The 19,774-nt window shown below is 33.2% G+C and carries 19 protein-coding genes and 1 other annotated feature; of the genes, 10 read left to right on the top strand and 9 right to left on the bottom strand.

Going from position 1 to position 19,774, the window contains the following annotated elements:
• Window positions 1–58: 58 nt before the first annotated feature.
• Window positions 59–1,375 (bottom strand): N-acetylmuramoyl-L-alanine amidase family protein, encoded by a 1,317-nt coding sequence (locus tag BR43_RS04690; RefSeq protein WP_034559946.1) that lies wholly within the window; start codon window positions 1,373–1,375, stop codon window positions 59–61.
• A gap of 325 nt (window positions 1,376–1,700) precedes the next feature.
• Window positions 1,701–1,915 (top strand) — a binding site (T-box leader).
• 81 nt (window positions 1,916–1,996) lie between these two features.
• On the opposite strand from BR43_RS04690, the gene hisS reads away from it, so the two are divergent.
• The 4 genes from hisS to BR43_RS04670 all read left to right on the top strand — a co-directional run bounded on the left by hisS (window position 1,997) and on the right by BR43_RS04670 (window position 7,199).
• The gene (gene hisS / locus BR43_RS04685) at window positions 1,997–3,322 is read left to right on the top strand and encodes a histidine--tRNA ligase (protein WP_034559944.1); all 1,326 of its coding nucleotides are present in this window, start codon (window positions 1,997–1,999) and stop codon (window positions 3,320–3,322) included.
• A gap of 21 nt (window positions 3,323–3,343) precedes the next feature.
• A complete protein-coding gene (aspS, locus tag BR43_RS04680; RefSeq protein ID WP_034559942.1) occupies window positions 3,344–5,134 on the top strand; it encodes an aspartate--tRNA ligase in 1,791 nt (596 codons plus the stop codon).
• Between the two features lie 220 nt (window positions 5,135–5,354).
• Window positions 5,355–6,392, top strand: coding sequence for a signal peptide peptidase SppA (gene sppA / locus BR43_RS04675; RefSeq protein WP_034559941.1), 1,038 nt, complete (start codon window positions 5,355–5,357; stop codon window positions 6,390–6,392).
• Window positions 6,393–7,199, top strand: a complete 807-nt coding sequence (locus tag BR43_RS04670) for an RDD family protein (protein WP_084679740.1) — start codon at window positions 6,393–6,395, stop codon at window positions 7,197–7,199. It abuts the gene before it with no gap.
• 49 nt (window positions 7,200–7,248) lie between these two features.
• Here the strand turns inward: BR43_RS04670 and nfsA are convergent, their stop codons facing one another.
• Entirely contained in the window at window positions 7,249–7,995 is a 747-nt protein-coding gene (nfsA, locus tag BR43_RS04665; protein WP_034559940.1) for an oxygen-insensitive NADPH nitroreductase, read from the bottom strand.
• A 134-nt stretch (window positions 7,996–8,129) separates the two neighbouring features.
• Here nfsA and BR43_RS04660 point away from each other — a divergent pair, with 134 nt between their 5' ends.
• Together BR43_RS04660 and BR43_RS04655 are read left to right on the top strand one after the other, a co-directional pair.
• Window positions 8,130–9,032, top strand: a complete 903-nt coding sequence (locus BR43_RS04660; protein ID WP_034559938.1) for a deoxyribonuclease IV — start codon at window positions 8,130–8,132, stop codon at window positions 9,030–9,032.
• Window positions 9,033–9,111: 79 nt separating this feature from the next.
• Window positions 9,112–10,986, top strand: a complete 1,875-nt coding sequence (locus BR43_RS04655) for a DUF2207 domain-containing protein (RefSeq protein ID WP_034559937.1) — start codon at window positions 9,112–9,114, stop codon at window positions 10,984–10,986.
• Between the two features lie 64 nt (window positions 10,987–11,050).
• Here the strand turns inward: BR43_RS04655 and BR43_RS04650 are convergent, their stop codons facing one another.
• The 4 genes from BR43_RS04650 to BR43_RS04635 form a co-directional block, all read right to left on the bottom strand.
• The gene (locus BR43_RS04650) at window positions 11,051–11,914 is read right to left on the bottom strand and encodes a sensor histidine kinase (RefSeq protein WP_245617818.1); all 864 of its coding nucleotides are present in this window, start codon (window positions 11,912–11,914) and stop codon (window positions 11,051–11,053) included.
• Between the two features lie 87 nt (window positions 11,915–12,001).
• Window positions 12,002–12,838, bottom strand: a complete 837-nt coding sequence (locus BR43_RS04645; protein ID WP_034559934.1) for an ABC transporter permease — start codon at window positions 12,836–12,838, stop codon at window positions 12,002–12,004.
• A gap of 3 nt (window positions 12,839–12,841) precedes the next feature.
• Window positions 12,842–13,771: an ATP-binding cassette domain-containing protein gene (locus BR43_RS04640; protein WP_034559933.1), complete on the bottom strand. Its 930-nt coding sequence runs from the start codon at window positions 13,769–13,771 to the stop codon at window positions 12,842–12,844.
• A 45-nt stretch (window positions 13,772–13,816) separates the two neighbouring features.
• The gene (locus tag BR43_RS04635; RefSeq protein WP_034559932.1) at window positions 13,817–14,503 is read right to left on the bottom strand and encodes a response regulator transcription factor; all 687 of its coding nucleotides are present in this window, start codon (window positions 14,501–14,503) and stop codon (window positions 13,817–13,819) included.
• A gap of 289 nt (window positions 14,504–14,792) precedes the next feature.
• On the opposite strand from BR43_RS04635, the gene psiE reads away from it, so the two are divergent.
• Window positions 14,793–15,206, top strand: coding sequence for a phosphate-starvation-inducible protein PsiE (gene psiE, locus BR43_RS04630; RefSeq protein ID WP_034559929.1), 414 nt, complete (start codon window positions 14,793–14,795; stop codon window positions 15,204–15,206).
• A 45-nt stretch (window positions 15,207–15,251) separates the two neighbouring features.
• Here the strand turns inward: psiE and BR43_RS04625 are convergent, their stop codons facing one another.
• From BR43_RS04625 to ccpN, 3 genes are all read right to left on the bottom strand, one after another.
• Window positions 15,252–16,082 (bottom strand): pyruvate, water dikinase regulatory protein, encoded by an 831-nt coding sequence (locus tag BR43_RS04625; protein ID WP_034559927.1) that lies wholly within the window; start codon window positions 16,080–16,082, stop codon window positions 15,252–15,254.
• Window positions 16,083–16,468: 386 nt separating this feature from the next.
• Window positions 16,469–17,269, bottom strand: a complete 801-nt coding sequence (locus BR43_RS04620; protein WP_034559925.1) for a pyruvate, water dikinase regulatory protein — start codon at window positions 17,267–17,269, stop codon at window positions 16,469–16,471.
• 35 nt (window positions 17,270–17,304) lie between these two features.
• Window positions 17,305–17,928 carry a transcriptional regulator CcpN gene (gene ccpN / locus BR43_RS04615; RefSeq protein WP_034559924.1) on the bottom strand — a complete coding sequence of 208 codons (624 nt, stop codon included), beginning with the start codon at window positions 17,926–17,928 and terminating at the stop codon, window positions 17,305–17,307.
• A 265-nt stretch (window positions 17,929–18,193) separates the two neighbouring features.
• Here ccpN and BR43_RS04610 point away from each other — a divergent pair, with 265 nt between their 5' ends.
• The 3 genes from BR43_RS04610 (at window position 18,194) to BR43_RS04600 (ending at window position 19,542) form a co-directional block, all read left to right on the top strand.
• Window positions 18,194–18,613, top strand: a complete 420-nt coding sequence (locus tag BR43_RS04610; RefSeq protein ID WP_034559923.1) for a Fur family transcriptional regulator — start codon at window positions 18,194–18,196, stop codon at window positions 18,611–18,613.
• A gap of 275 nt (window positions 18,614–18,888) precedes the next feature.
• Window positions 18,889–19,062: a 30S ribosomal protein S21 gene (rpsU, locus tag BR43_RS04605; RefSeq protein ID WP_010053707.1), complete on the top strand. Its 174-nt coding sequence runs from the start codon at window positions 18,889–18,891 to the stop codon at window positions 19,060–19,062.
• Window positions 19,063–19,098: 36 nt separating this feature from the next.
• Window positions 19,099–19,542: a GatB/YqeY domain-containing protein gene (locus tag BR43_RS04600; RefSeq protein ID WP_034559921.1), complete on the top strand. Its 444-nt coding sequence runs from the start codon at window positions 19,099–19,101 to the stop codon at window positions 19,540–19,542.
• Window positions 19,543–19,774: the final 232 nt, after the last annotated feature.

Raw genomic sequence — 19,774 nt, 5'->3', positions numbered from 1 at the left:
TTAAATTGGATCATTAAAAAATCCCATTCTACGGAATCAAGTAGAATGGGATTTTTTTTTATTTGCTAAAGTAGTTATTTAATGCGTTGACAATGTTGGTTGCCATTGTTTGTTGATAGCCTTTTGTTGTAATTAATGAACTATCTGTTGAATTATTTACGTAACCCATTTCCAATAAAACAGCAGGTTGTGTGTTTTCACGAGTTACTTGATGATCACCAAACCGATACCCATTATTTGGTAAAGGACCTTTTGCTAAAGCGTTATTTATTGATTTAGCTAAGTCTTTATTTTTATCACTGTAGTAATAAGTTGTTGTCCCACTACCTTGATTAGGGCTAGGTGTTGAATCATAATGAATACTTATAAAGACATCCGCTTTTGCTTGATTGCTCATGTAAGCTCGATTAGAAAGACTAACATCTGCATCAGATGTACGAGTTAAAATTACGTTGGCACCAGATTGTTCCAGTTGTTGTGCTAATATTTTCGCAGTGCTTAAGGTAATCTCGCTTTCATAGTAATTAGAACCTTCAGCCCCAGGGTCACTTCCACCATGTCCAGGATCAATGACAATAGTTGCTTCAGATAAAGAAGTTACTTGAGCAGCAGGTGCTGTTTTTGCACTAGCAGATAAATCGACTAACCAATTGGCTACATAGCCTTCGGTTCCATTAGTAGAACGGACATGATACCAATCACCTTCAGTGCCAATATAACTAAAATTCTGACCTTGACTAGCCGTCATGACAACTTGGTTATTTGTAGATGGACCATTACGAATGCGTGTCCATTCAGTTCTGATTGAAATTGTTTGAATATTAGCATTCTTATCATTTGCAGTAGCAACAGTAGTCGGTGCTTGTTGAACAGAAGCAGCTTTTACTTCAATGAATTTAGAGCTTACCCAAGCTACTTGTTGGTTGTATTGAACTTGAGTCCAACCATTTTCTTGGAAAAGCACAGTTAATTCAGTTCCTTTTACCACAGCGCCAAGAATAGCAGCATTTTCATTGTTTTCACTACGTACGTTAATTTGTTCACCTGTGATAGTTCCAACTGTATTTGTAGCAGCACTGATTTCAGTATTATTGACTAACCAGCTCGCCACCCAGCCGATTTTATCATTGCTTAAACGAACTTTATACCATTCGTTCTTGGTTTCTAATACATTGACTGTGTCGCCCGCTCCAACTTGACTCATGACGTCATAGGAAAGTCCTGGACCGGTCCGAACATTTACAACAGCAGCATCCACTTTAATTGTACTAAAATTAGCTAATGCAACTGTGGCGAAAATAGTTAAGCCAAGTAAAACAATAAAGAAAATTAAAAAGGATTTTTTGTGTTTATCAGGTAGGGTTTTTGGGATCATCTAGTAATTCACTACTTTCTATTATCAAAGATATTATAGAATTTACCAACAAGAAGCTTAGGTAAATTTTATCTAGACTTAATTTAAAATCAGTCTCCCTTCAATTATAGCAATAATTAGTTAGATTTAGCAATTATAGAATCATAAATTTGTTATTTTTCTTAAAAAAAGTTCTCTTTAGCTTAGGAAATGTTATTTAATATAGAGCTAAATCCTGAAATTAATTACTTTTAGGGATAATCAGTGATGTGATTTATTTGGGAATTCTAGCACAAGCTATTGACTTTGTGTAGAATTTCTTGTAATCTTGTAGATAATCTAATAGTAATATCCAATGAAAGAGATAGTAGGTATTGTTTTAATGTAGACTAGAGAGAATCATCGTGGCTGAGAGTGATTCCCATTAAAAATAGTGAAGGACACTCTGGAGGATTAACAGTGCAAAGCTGTTACGTTACGAGCGTTAATCGTTGAGGAAAGCTTTTATTGCTTTCAAACAAAGGTGGTACCACGGTCTAATAACTTATACTCGTCCTTATTCTTAACAGAATAGGGACGAGTTTTTTTATTTTTAACTTTAAAACTAGCGGATAAACCAAAAATAAAGGAGTGTTCAACAGAATGGCAATTCAAAAACCAAAAGGAACAATCGATATTCTTCCAGGCCAATCAGAAAAATGGCAATATATAGAGGAAATTTCAAGAATGGTGATGTCAGATTATCAATTCCATGAAATGCGAACACCAATATTTGAAAGCTACGATTTATTTTCTCGTGGGGTTGGAGAAACAAGCGATATCGTTTCTAAAGAAATGTATGATTTCTTAGATAAAAAAAATCGCCGTATGGCTTTGCGCCCAGAAGGTACAGCGTCTATCGTCCGTGCTTATGTTGAAAATAAACTATTTGGACCAGAATTTAATGCACCTTACAAAGTGTACTACATGGGACCAATGTTTCGCTATGAACGCCCACAAGGCGGACGTCAACGTCAATTTCATCAATTAGGCGTAGAAGTCTTCGGTAGCAATAATCCAGCAACAGATGTAGAAACAATGGCATTAGCAATGGATTTATTTCATCAATATGGTTTAAAAGAATTTAAATTGGTGATTAATTCACTTGGAGATATAACTAGTCGTGATACCTATCGTTCAGCTTTAATCGCCTATTTAGAACCATTTACAGAACAATTAAGTACAGATTCAAAAGCTCGTTTGCATAAAAATCCATTACGAGTGTTAGATAGTAAAGATAAAGGTGATCGTGAGATTGTGAAAGATGCTCCATCTATTTTAGACTTCTTAAATGAGGAATCATTACAACATTTTGAGATGGTTAAAACAATGTTGGAAGCCTTAGAGATTCCCTATGAAGTTGATTCAACGATGGTACGTGGTTTAGATTATTACAATCACACTATTTTTGAAATTATGAGTGATGCCGAAGGTTTTGGTGCGATTACGACTCTTTGTGCTGGTGGACGATACAATGGTTTAGTTGAAGAAGTAGGCGGTCCTGAAACACCTGGTTTCGGCTTCGGTATGGGATTAGAACGTGTTTTGATTGCATTAGATGCGGAAAATGTTGAAATTCCAAACATCAACGAATTAGATGTTTATGTAGTTGGTCTAGGAGAAGAATCAAATATTGAAACGTTAAAATTAGTTCAAGCGATTCGTGAATTTGGTTTTTCTGCAGAACGTGATTATTTGAATCGTAAAGCCAAAGGACAATTTAAATCAGCAACAAAATTAAACGCTAAAGTAGTTATTACAATTGGTGAAGCTGAGTTAGAGAGTCAAACGGCTAATTTTAAAGTGATGAAAACTGGGAAACAAGAAACAATTTCTATGAAAGAATTATATAAAAACTTCGATAAAGTCTACAATTTGCAAACAACGGATATGACTGCATTTAACGATTTTTTCAATAAAGAAGATTAAACTAAAGGGGTTGGAATAACTATGGGAAAACGTACAAGTTACGCTGGTCAAGTATCAGAAGCGTTATTAGAACAAGAAGTGACATTAAAAGGATGGGTACAAAAAAGACGAGATTTAGGGGGCTTAATCTTTATTGATTTACGTGACCGTGAAGGAATTGTTCAAGTTGTGTTTAATCCAACTTTTTCAAAAGAAGCATTAGAAATTGCGGAAACAGTTCGTAGTGAATATGTGATTGAAGTAACTGGGAAGGTTGTTTTACGTGATGCTGCAGTAATCAATCAAAATATTGCTACAGGTAAAGTCGAAATCGAAGCAACTAAACTAACTATTTTAAATAAAGCAAAAACAACACCCTTTTACATTGAAGATGGTGTCAATGTATCTGATGAAAAACGTTTAGAGTATCGTTATTTAGACTTAAGACGTCCTGAAATGGCAAAAAGTTTAATGATGCGTCATGGAATTACAAAATCAATCCGTAATTATTTAGATAATGATGGCTTTATTGATATTGAAACGCCATATATGACCAAATCAACGCCAGAAGGGGCTCGTGATTATTTAGTTCCTTCACGTGTTCATCCAGGTCATTTTTATGCATTGCCACAATCGCCACAATTATTTAAACAGTTATTAATGGGCGCTGGATTTGATCGTTATTACCAAATCGTTCGTTGTTTCCGTGATGAAGATTTACGTGGTGACCGTCAGCCTGAGTTTACTCAAGTCGATATTGAAACAAGTTTTATTGATGCTGAAGAAATTCAAACAATGACAGAAGGCTTATTGGCAAAAGTTATGAAAGAAGTGAAGAATGTTGAGCTTCAATTGCCATTACCACGTATGGATTATGATGAAGCAATCAGCCGTTATGGAAGTGACAAGCCAGATGTACGTTTTGGTTTAGAATTAACTCAATTAAGCGATATTGTTGCAGATTCAAGTTTTAAAGTATTCAGTGGAGCAGTCGCTAGTGGTGGTGAAGTGAAAGCTATCAACGCTAAAGGTGCAGCAAGTCGTTATTCTCGTAAGGAAATTGATGCCTTAGGTGAATTTGTTGGCGTATATGGTGCCAAAGGATTAGCCTGGTTAAAAGTTGAAGAAGATGGACTAAAAGGACCAATTGCTAAATTCTTTGCAGAGGATAGTGAAGCCTTAATTGACCGTTTAGCTGCTGAACCAGGCGATCTATTACTATTTGTAGCAGATAAAAAATCTGTAGTTGCAGATGCTTTAGGTGCTTTAAGAATGAAATTAGGAAAAGAATTAGAATTAATTGATGAATCAAAATTTGCCTTTTTATGGGTAGTTAATTGGCCTTTACTAGAATATGATGAAGAAAATGGTCGTTATACATCGGCCCATCATCCTTTTACTATGCCAAAAGAATCAGATATTGAATTATTGACAACAGACCCTGGCAATGTTTATGCACAGGCCTATGATATTGTATTGAATGGTTACGAATTAGGTGGCGGGTCACTTAGAATTCATACTCGTGAGTTACAAGAAAAAATGTTTGAAGCATTAGGGTTTACAAAAGAATCGGCAGAAGAACAATTTGGTTTCTTATTGGAAGCATTAGAATATGGCTTCCCACCACATGGTGGAATTGCCTTAGGACTAGATCGTTTTGCTATGTTATTAGCAGGTAAAGAAAATATTCGTGAAGTCATTGCTTTCCCTAAAAATGGTCGTGCATCTGATCCGTTAACAGCAGCACCAAGTTTAGTGAGCCCTGCACAATTGGACGAACTATCAATTGAAACAACTCGAGTTGAAGAAGAAATTGACAGTGAAGAAGACTAAATTTTAACAATTAAAACTTACAAGTAAAGAGATTTTGCTTGTAAGTTTTTTTTATAAATTTAAAATTCATGGAAAATTAAGTAATTAGTTGCAAAAAGAGTTCGATAACAGGTATACTTTTCTTATATAAATAATATAGAGGAAACAAAAGATAAATTCATTTTTAATTGAAATTTATCGTAAAGAAATAGAAGCAATAAGGTAAAAGGAGGAAGTTTAAATGAATAAAAAAAGATGGGCTGCAGTTGGAATTGCAGTGGGGTTGTTAGTTGTATCTTTAGCATCTAGTTATGCAGTGAATTTGGCTAAAAAAGAGGATAAGGAATCAACAACTCTTGGAGATACTTATAGTATGTTGCTTGGTGAACAAGCTGTTTCTAAAAATATTAGCCAAGCAGGAGCTGCTAATAAAAGTGTGGTTGTTTTGACAGTAGATGGAGCTATTTTAGATGGAGGCACAAGTGGAATTTTTTCAAGTGGTGGATACAATCATGCTGATTTTATGAACCAACTACAATTAGTAGAAGATGATGATGACGTCAAAGGAATTGTTTTAGTCGTCAATTCACCTGGTGGTGGAACCTTTGAAAGTGCTGAGATTAAAGATAAATTAGTTGAAATCAAAACAAAAACGAAAAAACCATTATATGTTTCAATGCAAAATATGGCAGCAAGCGGTGGATACTATATTTCAGCCAATGCTGATAAGATTTTTGCAACGGAAGAAACTTTAACAGGTTCAATTGGAGTAATCATGTCAGGGTTAAATTACAGTGGCTTGTATGAAAAACTTGGAATTAGCGATACAACAATTAAAAGTGGTCAATATAAAGATATTATGTCTCAATCAAGAGCAATGACAGATGGAGATCGTGCTATATTACAAACAATGATTGATGATTCTTATGGTCGTTTTGTAAACGTAGTAGCTACTGGTCGAAATATGGATGAAAAACGAGCAAGAGAACTGGCGGATGGTCGAATTTATGATGGAGCTCAAGCTAAATCAGTTGGCTTAGTAGATGAGATTGGTTATAAAGAAGATGTCATCAAAGCGATTCAAAAAGATTATAAATTAGAAGATGGACAAGTTTTTGAGTATCAAACAACAAGTTCTTCATTATCTAATCTATTTTTCTCGAAAGCAAGCCAAGTTTTGGCACCAGAAAAAAATACAGTTTCAGAATTAAGCAATTTACTAGAAAAATTTGGTACGGTGGATTCACCTAAAATGATGTACTTGTATGGAGGTGAGTAAATGTCTAAAGACTTTTTAAATAAAAAGATCGATTTTACCGAAAATACACAATCAGGAAGAATCAAAATTCCAAGCCCAGCTGAGGAAGATGAGACTTATTCTGAAACTCGTCAATTTCAAGTGGATGAATTTAAAGAAGAATTGGCGAAAGATGAGTTAGAGCTTCAACTCCTCAATCAAGAAAATGAAAAGGTTGAGACTGAAACTCAAGTAGAAGAAGTTCCTATTCAGAATACAGAAAAAATTGCTCCTGAGCATCTTACGCCTGAAATGAGACGTCAGTATTGGCAAGAAAAGCAAGTGAATGATGATTTGGAAAAGCGACCATTTCATCGCTATCCTAATTATTTTTATGCGGGTTTTTGGTTGCGTTTATTTGCGTATTTAGTGGATTTAGTTGTAATTCAAAGTATCGGAAGAATGGCCGTTAACAATATGTTCACAGCTTTTCAGCTCCCAAAAGATACTGGGAGTTTTAGTTACTATTCATTAGCTCACTTAGGTGTATATCTGCTGTATTTTATCTTAATAACAAAGTTAACCAACGGACAAACAGTTGGGAAAATGATTTTCGGCTTACGAGTAGTTTGCTTTAAAGAGGAAAAATTAAGCTGGGGAACAGTTATTATTCGCGAAGGCTTTTGTCGTTATATATTAAGCGTGAATATAGCAGGATTTAATTTATTTCAAGGCTTGTATTTAGTGTTATTATTTACACCTCAAAAACAACATGTCGGTGATTTATTATCAGATACTTCTGTTGTTTCAGAAAATCTAGTAAAAGCAAGTAAGTTAGAAGCAGCATAAAAAATAACCCTCACATCGCCAATAATTAAGCGATGCAGGGGTTATTTTTTTAGGATTTGAATAAATCTTGTTGATGAAGAAATTCTAATAGTCTCATGCGAGTTGGATTTTTAGCATCCATACTTTTAGCTGCTTGATTAGTAAATGTATCAATTCGTGTGTTAGCATTTCGTAAGTCATAGTACTCACTAACAGTTGCATCATATTCTTTTAAACTATCAACAGGTTGTGGTTGAATGTTATAGGTATTTTCATGATAAATTTGTTCCATAGGCAATCGTGGTTTTAATTGTGGTTCTTGATCAGGATACCCAACAGCGATACCTAATACTGGGAAGGTATGTGTAGGCAATTCTAAAATTGAGATTACTTCAGCGGCATTATTTAACAAACTTCCAAGAAAAACGCCACCTAATCCCATACTTTCAGCCGCAATTAGAATGGTTTGAGCGGCCAATACTGCATCTGTATGAGCAACTAAATAGCGATCAGCAGATTGCAGAACAGAGGTATCCTTCTCGAATTCTTTAGCAATGGCTTCATTTCGATGTAAATCTGCAACCATTACAAATAAATGCCCAGACTCAGCAATATATGGTTGATTGCCAATCTTTGCTAATTGTGCTTTCTTTTTTTGATCAGTTATACCTATAATCGAATAATTTTGTAAAAAATTACTAGAAGATGTGTGTTGCGCAGCTTGAACTAAAAGTTCAATTTGTTCCTTTTCTAAAGCCGTATCTTTAAATTTACGAATACTGCGATGGTTTAAAATAGTATCGATAGTTTGATTCAAATGAAGACCTCATTTCCATTATTTTCTTTATTGTAGCGCTAATTTTTGAATTTGCCAATAATTTATTTGTACTTTTAGGTAATTTCACATACAATTAGAAGGGAACATGTTAAAAGAGAAAGAGGCGAATGAGAATGGTTTTAATCGGAAGTCACGTTTCAATGAGTGGGAAAAAAATGCTGTTAGGAGCAGCAGAGGAAGCAGCTAGCTATCAAGCAAATACATTTATGATTTATACAGGAGCACCACAAAATACACGTCGTAAAGCAATTGAGGACATGAATATTCCTGAAGGTGAAGCTTTTATGCAGGAACACAATTTAGGAAATATTGTTGTTCATGCACCGTATATTATTAACTTAGGAAATACAATCAAGCCTGAGAATTTTGGTTTTGCAACGCAATTTTTACGTGAAGAGATTGTTCGTTCTCAAGCATTAGGAGCAAAACAAATTACAATGCATCCTGGAGCCCATGTTGGAGCAGGAGCAGACGCTGGTATTGCTCAGATTATAAAAGGTTTGAATGAAGTTTTGACTAAAGATCAAACGGCTCAGATTGCCCTAGAAACAATGGCTGGCAAAGGAACAGAGATTGGTCGTACATTTGAAGAACTAGCTCAAATTATTGAAGGAGTAACCTTAAATGAAAAGTTATCTGTCACTTTAGATACTTGTCATATCAATGATGCTGGCTATAATGTTCGTGAAGATTTTGATGGTGTTTTAGAAGAATTTGATAAAATTATTGGTTTGGATCGTTTAAAAGTTATCCATGTAAATGATTCTAAAAACCCTCAAGGAAGTCACAAAGATCGTCATGCTAATATTGGCTTTGGTACAATTGGATTTGATGCGCTAAATGGTGTTGTTCATCATTCTAAGTTAACTGATCTAGCTAAGATTTTAGAAACACCTTATGTTGGAGAGGACAAAAAAGATAAAAAGGCTCCTTATGGTTATGAGATTAAAATGTTCAATGAGCAAAAATTTAATCCTAACTTAATTGAAGATATTTTAAATCAGGTTGGCTTTTAAATCATTAATAATGTAGGCAAAACGTTAGTGGTTTTGTCTACTGTTTGTTTATAGTAACTAAATTAGGAGGGGAAGGAAAATGAAAAAATATTTAGTGAGTTTATTGGTGCTTGTTTTGGGAATGATTATTTTTAAGGTGCCAATAGCATTTGCCGCGGGGGATTATGTTATTGATGACTATAAAGCCAATGTTGATTTACAAGAAGATGGTAGCGGACGTTTTCAAGAAGCAATTACTTATGATTTTGATGGGGATTTTAATGGTGTATTTTATAATCTAGATTTAAAGGGAATTAAAGATGTTACGAATTTAGAAGTAAGTATAAAAGATGCAACAGGTAAAGAATCCAAGCCTTTTAGTGAAAATAATTCTGGCAAAACAGGAAGTTACCAACTGACTAGGGAAGGCAACTATCTAAAGATTAAAGTCTTTCAAAAGGCAAATAATGAGAAAAAAACTGTAGTTTATCGTTATACCATTCCAGATGTAGTCACCAACTACGCGGATACTGCTGAATTTAATAGACGCATAATTGGAGCAGGATGGGAAGATGTGTTGCGCAATATCAGCGTTACTATTAAACTCCCTAAAAAAGTAGAGGATGGAAAATTAAGAGCGTGGGCCCATGGAAGTTTAAATGGGAAAATTAGTTTGGAAGACAATCAAAAGGTACTGCTTACTATGGATAGTAATCCAAGTAATACTTTTGTAGAAGCACGATTAGTTTTTCCTATAAGTATCACTCAAAATAATTCTAATATAAAATCTGAAAAGAGACTAGCAAAAATCATGGCGGCTGAAAAAGTTGAAGCTGAAAAAGCGAATCAAAGACGCCAAAATGCAATGTGGTTTGCAATTGTTCTAACAGTGGTTTTTGCAGTAGTGGCCATTTGGGGATCCTACCATGGTCGTAAAGTAGCAGCAAAAAATTTGTTTAAGGAGTTGCACATTCCAGAACATCTCTATGATATTCCCGAAGACATCACACCAGCAGTCATGTATAGCGCAACTAAACATAAGAAACCAAGAACGGTTGAGATTACATCGACTTTGATGGATTTAGTACGTAAAAAACAACTAACCCTTAAGGAAATTGAAATGTCATTGACAACTACATTAGGGAAAACAAAATCTAAAACAACGTATCTTATTCAGAAAATAAAAAATCCTAAAGAAATTATATTACTCACTCATGAAGCCTATTTAATAAAATGGCTAATTGATGATATAGGAAATGGTGAATCGGTTACTTTAAATGAAATCGAAAATTTTGGAAAAAAAGATCAAAAAAAAGCTAAAAAATTTATGAAAAACTATCAAAAATGGCAAGATATGGTTAAAATTTCAGCTGATCAAAAAGGCTATTATTCACAAACTGATCAAAAAGCTAAAAACTTCGTACTCTTTTATCACGGAGTATTGCTTGCCTTATTTGTATGTGGAAATATTGCAATGAACATTATGAATGGCGTCTATCCATGGGCAATTGTGGCGATGTTTATTCTTTTGATAATGAGTGGTGTGCAATGGATTGGATTCTTTCCAATCCGAACATTAAAAGGAGAAACTGCAGTTAGAGAGTGGGAAGCGTTTAAATCCATGCTTCAAGATGTCAGTAATTTAAAAATGGCAGACGTTGGATCATTAGTTTTATGGGATCATTTTTTAGTTTATGCTATTTCTTTGGATGTTTCTACAGAAGTTATTAATGCTTTGGCTCTTCAATTTCCACAAGAAGAGTTGACAACAATGTATGTTGGTTCTTATTATCTATACAATCCATTTTTTGGAACAAATTTGGGAAGTAGTATTAGTACTAGCTTTGAAAGTAGCTTTAACAACGCAATGGGTAGCGCAGTATCTAATGCTAGTAGCACTGATGGAACAGGTGGCGGCTTTAGTGGTGGCTCATCAGGTGGCTTTGGTGGTGGTTCTGGCGGCGGTGCTTTTTAAGTAAATAAAAATCGTTCGGTAAGGCTAGGTGATTCAAACCTAGTTCCTTTACATGAACGATTTTTTATTTTAGAATTGGATAACTATTTTTCATTAAAAGATCAATTTGAATAACTAAATTTTGTTCCTCTAAACTAGCGAAGATTTCACCATTCATTTTTGTAACTAATTCTTTAACAATCGTTAGGCCTAAACCGGTATTTTGTCCACTGCGCATACGATCTGCAGTATAAAAGCGATTAAATAGTTGCGAAATATCTTCTTGTTTTAAATTATCTGCATGATTTTTAAGAATAAACGTAACTTTTTCTTTACTGAAATTTTCTTCTATAGAAATGAAAACACTAGATGCGTTGTGCTTTAACATATTTTGTAAAAGGTTATTGAAGATACGTCGCAATGCTTCAGTATCACCAATAGCCCAGACTAAATGCTCTGGAATCTTAATGTTGGGTACAATCTGTTTTTGGATAAAGTCTTCATAATAGCTTGCTAAAACATCTTGAAGAATCGTTGTAACTTCAATCTGTACAGTAGATACTTCTAAAATCTTTGATTCAATCCGTGATAGCTCAAAGAATTGCTCGATTAGATATTGTAAATTAATGGTTTTACTTTTTACAACATCTAAATAACGTTGTTGTTCTTCCAAACTGGTATTTTTTTTTTCAGCTAATTTTAAATAACCTAAAATTGAAGTAAGTGGGGTTCTGAGATCATGGGACATATTCGTCATAGCTTGCTTCAATAAAAGCGCCTCTTCATCGATTAATAAACGAGCCTCTTGTTCTTTATCCAATTGTTGATTAATTTGGCGAATCAACTCGGCTAATTCTTTCTGTCCAGAAGTTAAGCGCAAACGTTCATTCGTGCTGCGGGTTGCAATTGTTTTTAGAGAGAGGCTTAATTGATTGATTTGTTTTCTCATAAAATAACTAAAAACTACGGAACCTATAACTATTCCTAAAATAAAAATAACAATATAATTCATTAGTATACCTTTCTTTTAGAAGTTTTAAGAACTAACATCATATTTTTTAAAGCTAATCCAACCAATTGTTAAGAAAATTAAACTGTAGAAAACAAATACGATTAGATTTGAAGCAAAATAATCGAAAGAATGATTTTCCCAATTCCCAATTTTCCCAATATTTGAAAGGATTTTAAACCGGTCCAGAACATTAATAGATTTTGGAAAGTATTCTGCTAACTTCATTTGAATGGGTAGTAAAAGCAGAGCACCAATGAAAATAACACCATAGATTTTCAACTTGCTTTTCAACAAGTAAACCCAGCCCATACACACTGCAAAAACTGCTAAAAGTAAGGGGAGTTGAATGATGATCACTTGGATAGTTCTAAATAAATAATAGAAAAAAGATTCTTTAATTTTAAAAAGAAGGCAACTAAGAACTAATGAAGTTAGATGATAAAAGCTTAAAATTAAGAGAATGCTTAAAACACCAAATAAATATTTAGCTAGATAAATTTGCCATCGAGAAATTCCAAAAGAAAAGCTAATCTTAAAGATAGACGATTTGAAATCAGTGACTAAAAAGTTTACGCTAACTAAAATAATAACTAAGACTACCCAAAGTGTATTGCCACCAGCAACTTTCAAATAAACTGGAACCGTACCTTCTCTGATTTCACGGCGAATTTCTTGACTTTCTTCAAGGGTTTGGGAATCTAAAGCAGGATCATTTGGATCAGATATAGAATCAAGTAAAACGGGCATGTAATAGTAACTGATAATACTGATTAATGAAATAACAAAGAGAGTAATTAATAATCCAATCCATTTTTTCCCTCGTGTATAACGATAAAAATCAGACTTAATTAGGAGCCACACAAGTTACTCCTCCTTTCTCTGTTCTTCTTGCATAAGATGATTAAAATAATGTTCCAAAGTTGGTTTTTCTTCATAGATTTCTTTAATATATAACTGTTCATTATAGAATAATAAACTTAATTCCTCCAAGTTGGTTTTATCAGATTTTACAACGATTTTCCCCAAGGATAGAACTTCAAAATCAGCTGAATCTACCAAAGTTTCTAGTAAAACAATCACTTTTTCGATGTCTGCAGGAACAATGTGAATTCGTGGTTGCAGTTTTTCTACTAGTGTTTGCTGATTAATTTCTTCAATTAGACGCCCACGATAAATAAAACCATATTTAGTTGCAATTGTTTCAAGCTCAGCTAACAGATGGCTAGTAATCAAAAAAGTAACTTGATATTTTTGATTTAATTCCAAGATTAAATTACGTAAACTAATAATAGTTGAAGAATCTAGACCATTTGTTGGTTCATCTAAAATAATGAAATCTGCCGGGTGCATAAAGATATAAGCTAAGCCAAGCCGTTGTTTCATACCTAAAGAAAAGGAGGATGCTTTTTTCTTATCAAATGGATCCAACCCCATTTTTATCAACGCTCGATCAACCATATTGGTTTCAGCAATTCCATGTTGATAGCAAAAAAAAGTTAAGTTTTCCTTAGCTGTTAGATTTGGAAAGTAGACGGGTTCACCAATTAGAACCGCCATTCGTTTCATTTCACGTCTTTTTTGTGATTCGTTCAAACTATTAAATAGCTGAATGTTACCGAAATCTGGCTTAATTAAATCAGCAATCATTTCTAAAGTCGTTGTTTTTCCAGCTCCATTTTGACCAACAAAACCATAAATATCACCACGTTTAATTGTCAAAGAAACATGATCTACAACTAATTCATTTTTAAAGTATTTTGCTAAATCATAAGTTGCTAAAACTAATTCATCCAAAGAAAGTCCTCCTGTTTAGATAGTAGTATAAATGATTTTATCTAACTAGTCATCATTCATTTTGAACCCAATTCCCCAGACAGTATCAATATAGGCATTATCGGGACTGATTTTAGAAAATTTAGTTCGTAAATGACTGATATGAACACTAACTGTGCCATCATCACCGACCAAAGATTCTTCTTGCCAAACACTTTCAAAAATATTGCTTTTCGTGAAAACTTTTTTAGGATTTGAAAGAAGTAAAGCTAAAATATCAAATTCAAAATTTGTTAGCTTTAATGGTTGTTTATTTAAGTAAACTTTGCGACTTTCTGTTTGTAAAAGAATTCCTTTATGAGTAAATTCAGAAATTGTTTCAGAAGACTGAGCAACACTACGTCTTAATGTAGCTTCAATTCTTGCTAAAAGAATATCTAAATCAAATGGTTTAGTAACAAAATCATCTGCTCCAGATTTTAATACTTCAATTTTTGTTTCTTTATCTGATTTAGCAGAAATCACAATGATGGGGGTTTGTTCATTTCTTCTAATTACTTGAATGATTTCTTCCCCATTTATTCCGGGTAGCATTAAATCTAGAAGAATTAAATCAAATTGTGTTTGATCTGTATAAAATTGAACTTCTGTTCCTGAAAATGCGGATCTTACAAAATAACCTTCAGCTATTAAAAATTCAGATAACAGCTTATTAATATCATTATCATCTTCGACGATTAAGACTTTTCTCATAGTTAACTCCTCCTAGTAATTCGATGCTTAAATTATATTATACCAAGTTTTTGAAGAGAAATGTACCGTTTTTGTAAAAATGAATTATTCAAAATGAATTGTGTGATATCAATGGAAAAATTAGCCAAATTAATTTTTATTTATCAATAAAATCGACTTATTTTAAAATAGGGCAGGGTACGGGAAATAAAATAAAGGAAAAATTAGCTTTTTTAGAGTATTTTTCTGTTTATTTATCGAAAAAAAAGTTATGATATAAATAGGACTAGAATAGAAAGGAACCAGAAAAATGAATTTTGATGGAAAAAAGTATATAACACGAATTGCAAAAATGTTACGTCTGTTGTTGAATAGTGCTTTAGTTGTATTAGGAATTGTTTTAGCTTATTGTTTGGCTAAAGAGGTCATTTATATATTTCTAATGATTGTGGCTAATGGTCATCACGATTACTACGCATTAATTCAAGAAATTCTCGTATTTTTCTTATATTTTGAATTTATTTCTCTTGTAGTTAAATACTTTGAATCGGACTATCATTTTCCTCTAGATTATTTCATTTACATCGGCATCACCGCGGTCATCCGAATTATCATTACGAATCATGGAAGTCCAGTGAATTCACTTATTTTATCAGGTGCAATTGTCGTACTATTAGTAGCCCTAGTGATTGTTAAACGAAATAATTTAGATGATAACAAATAAAGTATAAAAAAATGAGAACCCTTTTATGGATTCTCATTTTTAATTTTAGTTATCATAACTCATGTCATCAAGTTGTAATGTTTCCAAAATAATAGCTGCCGTTTCTTCAATTGATTTGGTAGAAACATTAATCACTAAACAACCTAATTTATCATAAAGATTTTGAGCGAATTCTAGTTCTTCGTTGATACGATCTTTGTCAGAATATGCTGTATCAGGATTTAAGCCATAGGCGATCATCCGTTCACGACGAATAGAATTTAATAATTCAGGATCATTAGTTAATCCAACAATTTTCTTCGCGTTTACTTTCCAAAGCTGATCTGGGATATGGGATTCTGGAATTAATGGCAAATTAGCTACTTTAAGATTTTTATTTGCTAAAAACATACTCAATGGTGTTTTAGATGTTCTAGAAACTCCAAGAATAACGATATCCGCTTCTAAAAATCCCTTTGGATCTTTACCATCATCATATTTAACAGCAAATTCAATTGCGCTAATCCGATGAAAATAGTTATCATTTAATTGATGTAAAGCACCAGGTTCTTTTGTTGGGATAGTACCTGTTCGTTTAAAGATTTCATCTACCATTGGATTTAATAAATCAAAGCAAAATAATTCATTTTCTTGACAGTAGTCACGAGCAATTGTACTTAAATCATCAGTAATCAATGTATGGACAATCATAGCATTTTCTTTACGTGCATTATCAAGAATAGACAAAAGTGTTCCTTCGCCACGTACAAACGGATAGCGAGAAACGGTGAATTCATTTTCAGGGAATTGAGCCATTGCTGCTTGAGTCAATTTATTAGCTGTTTCACCAACAGAGTCTGAGATTACATAGATAAACTGTTCTTTTTCATTTTTCATAAAAAGCTCCTTCTAAATAAATTGTTATTGTAATCTTATTATAACTTATTTGAGAAGTGACGCAACTTAAATTGAGCAAGGTTGTATGTCGATTTTGGCTTGGGAGTATTTTTGAGATTTTTTTCATTTAGTTTTGTTCAAAAAAAGGGAGGATAGCGATATTGTAGCGGGGAGAAAGAACAAAAGGGCTTACCAAGAATTTTAAGTACTTAGGGCGCATGGTTGTTGTGTATCCTGCTTCTAAGCAACTGAAGTGGTAAGAAGTACGACAATAAGGCCTACCCTGAGGAGGTAGGCCTGAACGTTTTTTTGACATAAATTGAGGTGTTTATGTCATTGAGGTATAGAAAATATATATTGCACTCCGAGGTGGAGGGACAAACAAGTTAATAAGATTCGTAGATTAAAGCGGCTGTTTCTTCGATAGCCCGATGCTCTACATTGATCACTTTAATGCCAAGCTCATGGTAAATTCGCTCTGCATAGGTAAGCTCTTCCAAAATTCGCTCTTCACTTGAATAGCTAGAATCTTCGTTTAAACCAAGTGAACGAAGGCGGGAGGTTCTGATTTTTTTTAAGGCTTCAGAACTACTCGTTAAACCGATGATTTTACTAGGATCAACTTCAAAAAGTTCTTTTGGTAAAATCGCTTCGGGTATCAAAGGTAAATTGGCAACTTTGTAGTTTCGATTTGCTAAATACATACTTAAGGGTGTTTTCGATGTACGAGAAATACCTAAAATAATGTAATCTGCTAATAAAAAGCTTCTTGGATCTTTACCATCATCATATTTGACAGCAAATTCAATCGCAGATACTCGATTGAAATAATGCTCATCAAGTTTATGCAAGGCACCAGGTTCTTCTTTAGGCGCAATGCCTGTTTTGGCATGAATCACATTGGTTAATGGACTCATAACATCAACATAAGAGAGGCCGGTTTCTTGACAAAATTTAGTAACAAGTTCAACAAATGTTGCAGTTACTAAAGTATGTACAATTACGCCATTTTCTTTTAGCGCTTCGTTTAAAATATCATTTAACATGGTTTTATCTTCAATAAATGGGTAACGGCGGATATCCGTAATTTTTAATGTTGGAAATTGAACTAACACAGCTGAAACTACGTTTTGGGCAGTTTCGCCAATAGAATCAGATAAAACATAAATAACGGGATTCTTACTCATACAATCAAAACTCCTTTTAACCATAAAATCTTATTTTATTTTTTTAAATGCAATGCTTCATCAATAAAATGCTTTAATACGACAGTTTTGGATATTTTTCCAATTAATTTTAAAGGATTTTCCTCGTCTACTACAGGAATTGAATCAACTTCATGCTGAATAATTTTATACCCAACATCTAAAATCCGATCGCTTTCAGTAGTGGTAATCACATTAGGCATTCGAGTCATAATCATGGCCACGGGAATTTGGGTGGAGTCGCTATTAGAAATGGTACTTCGTAATAAATCTTTTCTTGAAATAACTCCTAGTAGCTCATCGTTGTCAACTACATATAATGTGCCAACGTCATGCATAAATAGCATCGTCACAGCATCGCTCACTGTAGTTTCTTTCTTAACCGTAATGGGAGCAACCATTATAGTTGAAACTTTCTTTTCGTATAAATCATCAAATAACAGCGGATCAAAGTTTTGACCAGAAAAAAAGTAGCCAACTTTGGGGCGAGCATCTAATATTCCAGTCATGGTTAGAATAGCTAAGTCACTTCGTAAAGTGGGCTTTGATAAATTTAATTGCTTTGCAATATTATCTGCGCTAATCGGCTCATCTGTTTTAACAATCTGTATAATTTCTTTTTGTCGTTTTGTTAGCTCCATTTTTACACCCCAATTGTCATCCATTCGTTAAAAACAATTATATAGTATACGCTATAAAAAATCAATAAGACGTATTAATGTGATTAATCTACTCTAAAAATGGGTAATATTAATAGAAATCAATGAATTAAATTAAAAAATCATGTTTATTTAGGCAATGTGTGTATCATATGATTTCTTCTTATTTTAAGTAAGTTTAGTTGAATTTAAGCAAAAAAGTAAGTATACTATATGGAAAGAGTTTGTATCAAAAGGAGGTAGAAGTGTGACTGCAGTTGAACAAGCAATTCAAAAATTGAAAGATAATGGTTACAAATACACAGATAAACGAGAAAATATGTTGCTTCTATTTGCGAGTGAAAATCGATATTTAACTGCTAAAGAAGTTCAATTATCATTAAAGGAAAAATACCCTAATTTAAGTTATGATACTATTTATCGGAATTTATATACATTTGTTGAGATGAGTATTTTAGAAGAAACAGAATTAAACGGTGAAAAAATGTTTCGTTTTGGTTGTTTACATGCCGGACATCATCATCATTTTATTTGTACAGTTTGTGGAAAGACTAAAGAAATTCATATGTGTCCAATGAACTTTTTTGAAGAACAATTGACTGGATGTGAGATTGAAAGTCATCGTTTTGAGATATTTGGCAAATGTGAGGTTTGTGCCGCATTATAAATAAAAATAATTTATTTCATATAAAAAGATGGAAATTTGAGAGGGAAATGCCCTTATAGCAGTATAAATTTACTTATTTATGTGAAAAAGATACGAAATTATTTGTAGAAAATTTAAAGAAATTTGTAGTTTTTCATAAGAATTGTAAATGTTTTATTGACGTAATTTTATTCATTCGATATAATGTAGAAGGACAGTTATTCTTTATGCAATTTTTTATTAATTGTGTAATAAAGAACGGTTACTTTTATAAGCTCGGAGGGAGGGAATTTAATATGTCAAAAACAGTCGTTCGTAAAAACGAATCTCTTGATGATGCTCTTCGTCGCTTCAAACGTACCGTTTCTAAAACAGGTACTTTACAAGAAGCTCGCAAACGCGAATTCTATGAAAAACCAAGTGTGAAGCGTAAGAAAAAATCTGAAGCTGCTAGAAAACGTAAATTCTAGTTTTAAGTTTCACTAAGAAATGAGAGGAGACTGAATATGTCACTTCTAACAACGTTGAATGAAGATATGAAAACAGCTATGCGTGCAAAAGATAAAGAAACTTTATCCGTTGTTCGTATGTTAAAAGCTTCATTACAAAATGAACAAATTAAAATAGGCTCTGAATTGAATGAGGATCAAGAATTAACTATTCTAGCTCGTGAAATGAAGCAACGTAGAGATTCTTTAGCTGAGTTTAAAAAAGCAGATCGCGATGATTTGGTAGAAAAAACTCAAGTTGAAATTGATATTGTTGAAAAATATATGCCTAAACAACTTTCTGAAGATGAGATTAAAGAAATTGTCAGCAATGCTATTACACAAGTTGAAGCGTCTTCTATGAAGGACTTCGGTAAAGTGATGAGTGCAGTAATGCCTGAAACTAAGGGTAAAGCTGATGGCAATGAAGTGAATCGAATTGTCAAAGAGTTATTAAATTAAAACTTTAAAGAGCATTGTAGGTTTTTCCTATAATGCTCTTTTTTGTTCCACTTAAATCTCTGACATGCTATTGATAGTATATCTTAATCAATATATTTTTAGTAAGGAAATAAAAAGTGCATAGACTAAAAGATAAATTCGGTTTGTAAGGGTTTTCTTGCGAGCGAACTAATGTTATACTGAATTCAATAAAATCAAAGGTGGCTTCATGATGATAATGAAATTCGGGAAC

The sequence above is a fragment of the Carnobacterium gallinarum DSM 4847 genome (assembly GCF_000744375.1).
GTDB classification, from domain to species: Bacteria; Bacillota; Bacilli; order Lactobacillales; family Carnobacteriaceae; genus Carnobacterium; species Carnobacterium gallinarum.
The sequence above is the reverse complement of the archived record's forward strand: the minus strand, read 5'-3'. Positions and strand labels throughout refer to the sequence as shown.

Excerpts from the sequence above, each read along its gene's own strand:
- BR43_RS04690 (WP_034559946.1), bottom strand. The coding sequence starts at position 1,375 with ATGATCCCAAAAACCCTACCTGATAAACACAAAAAATCCTTTTTAATT.
- hisS (WP_034559944.1), top strand. The coding sequence starts at position 1,997 with ATGGCAATTCAAAAACCAAAAGGAACAATCGATATTCTTCCAGGCCAA.
- aspS (WP_034559942.1), top strand. The coding sequence starts at position 3,344 with ATGGGAAAACGTACAAGTTACGCTGGTCAAGTATCAGAAGCGTTATTA.
- sppA (WP_034559941.1), top strand. The coding sequence starts at position 5,355 with ATGAATAAAAAAAGATGGGCTGCAGTTGGAATTGCAGTGGGGTTGTTA.
- BR43_RS04670 (WP_084679740.1), top strand. The coding sequence starts at position 6,393 with ATGTCTAAAGACTTTTTAAATAAAAAGATCGATTTTACCGAAAATACA.
- BR43_RS04660 (WP_034559938.1), top strand. The coding sequence starts at position 8,130 with ATGGTTTTAATCGGAAGTCACGTTTCAATGAGTGGGAAAAAAATGCTG.
- BR43_RS04655 (WP_034559937.1), top strand. The coding sequence starts at position 9,112 with ATGAAAAAATATTTAGTGAGTTTATTGGTGCTTGTTTTGGGAATGATT.
- BR43_RS04650 (WP_245617818.1), bottom strand. The coding sequence starts at position 11,914 with ATGAGAAAACAAATCAATCAATTAAGCCTCTCTCTAAAAACAATTGCA.
- BR43_RS04635 (WP_034559932.1), bottom strand. The coding sequence starts at position 14,503 with ATGAGAAAAGTCTTAATCGTCGAAGATGATAATGATATTAATAAGCTG.
- psiE (WP_034559929.1), top strand. The coding sequence starts at position 14,793 with ATGAATTTTGATGGAAAAAAGTATATAACACGAATTGCAAAAATGTTA.
- BR43_RS04625 (WP_034559927.1), bottom strand. The coding sequence starts at position 16,082 with ATGAAAAATGAAAAAGAACAGTTTATCTATGTAATCTCAGACTCTGTT.
- BR43_RS04620 (WP_034559925.1), bottom strand. The coding sequence starts at position 17,269 with ATGAGTAAGAATCCCGTTATTTATGTTTTATCTGATTCTATTGGCGAA.
- ccpN (WP_034559924.1), bottom strand. The coding sequence starts at position 17,928 with ATGGAGCTAACAAAACGACAAAAAGAAATTATACAGATTGTTAAAACA.
- rpsU (WP_010053707.1), top strand. The coding sequence starts at position 18,889 with ATGTCAAAAACAGTCGTTCGTAAAAACGAATCTCTTGATGATGCTCTT.
- BR43_RS04600 (WP_034559921.1), top strand. The coding sequence starts at position 19,099 with ATGTCACTTCTAACAACGTTGAATGAAGATATGAAAACAGCTATGCGT.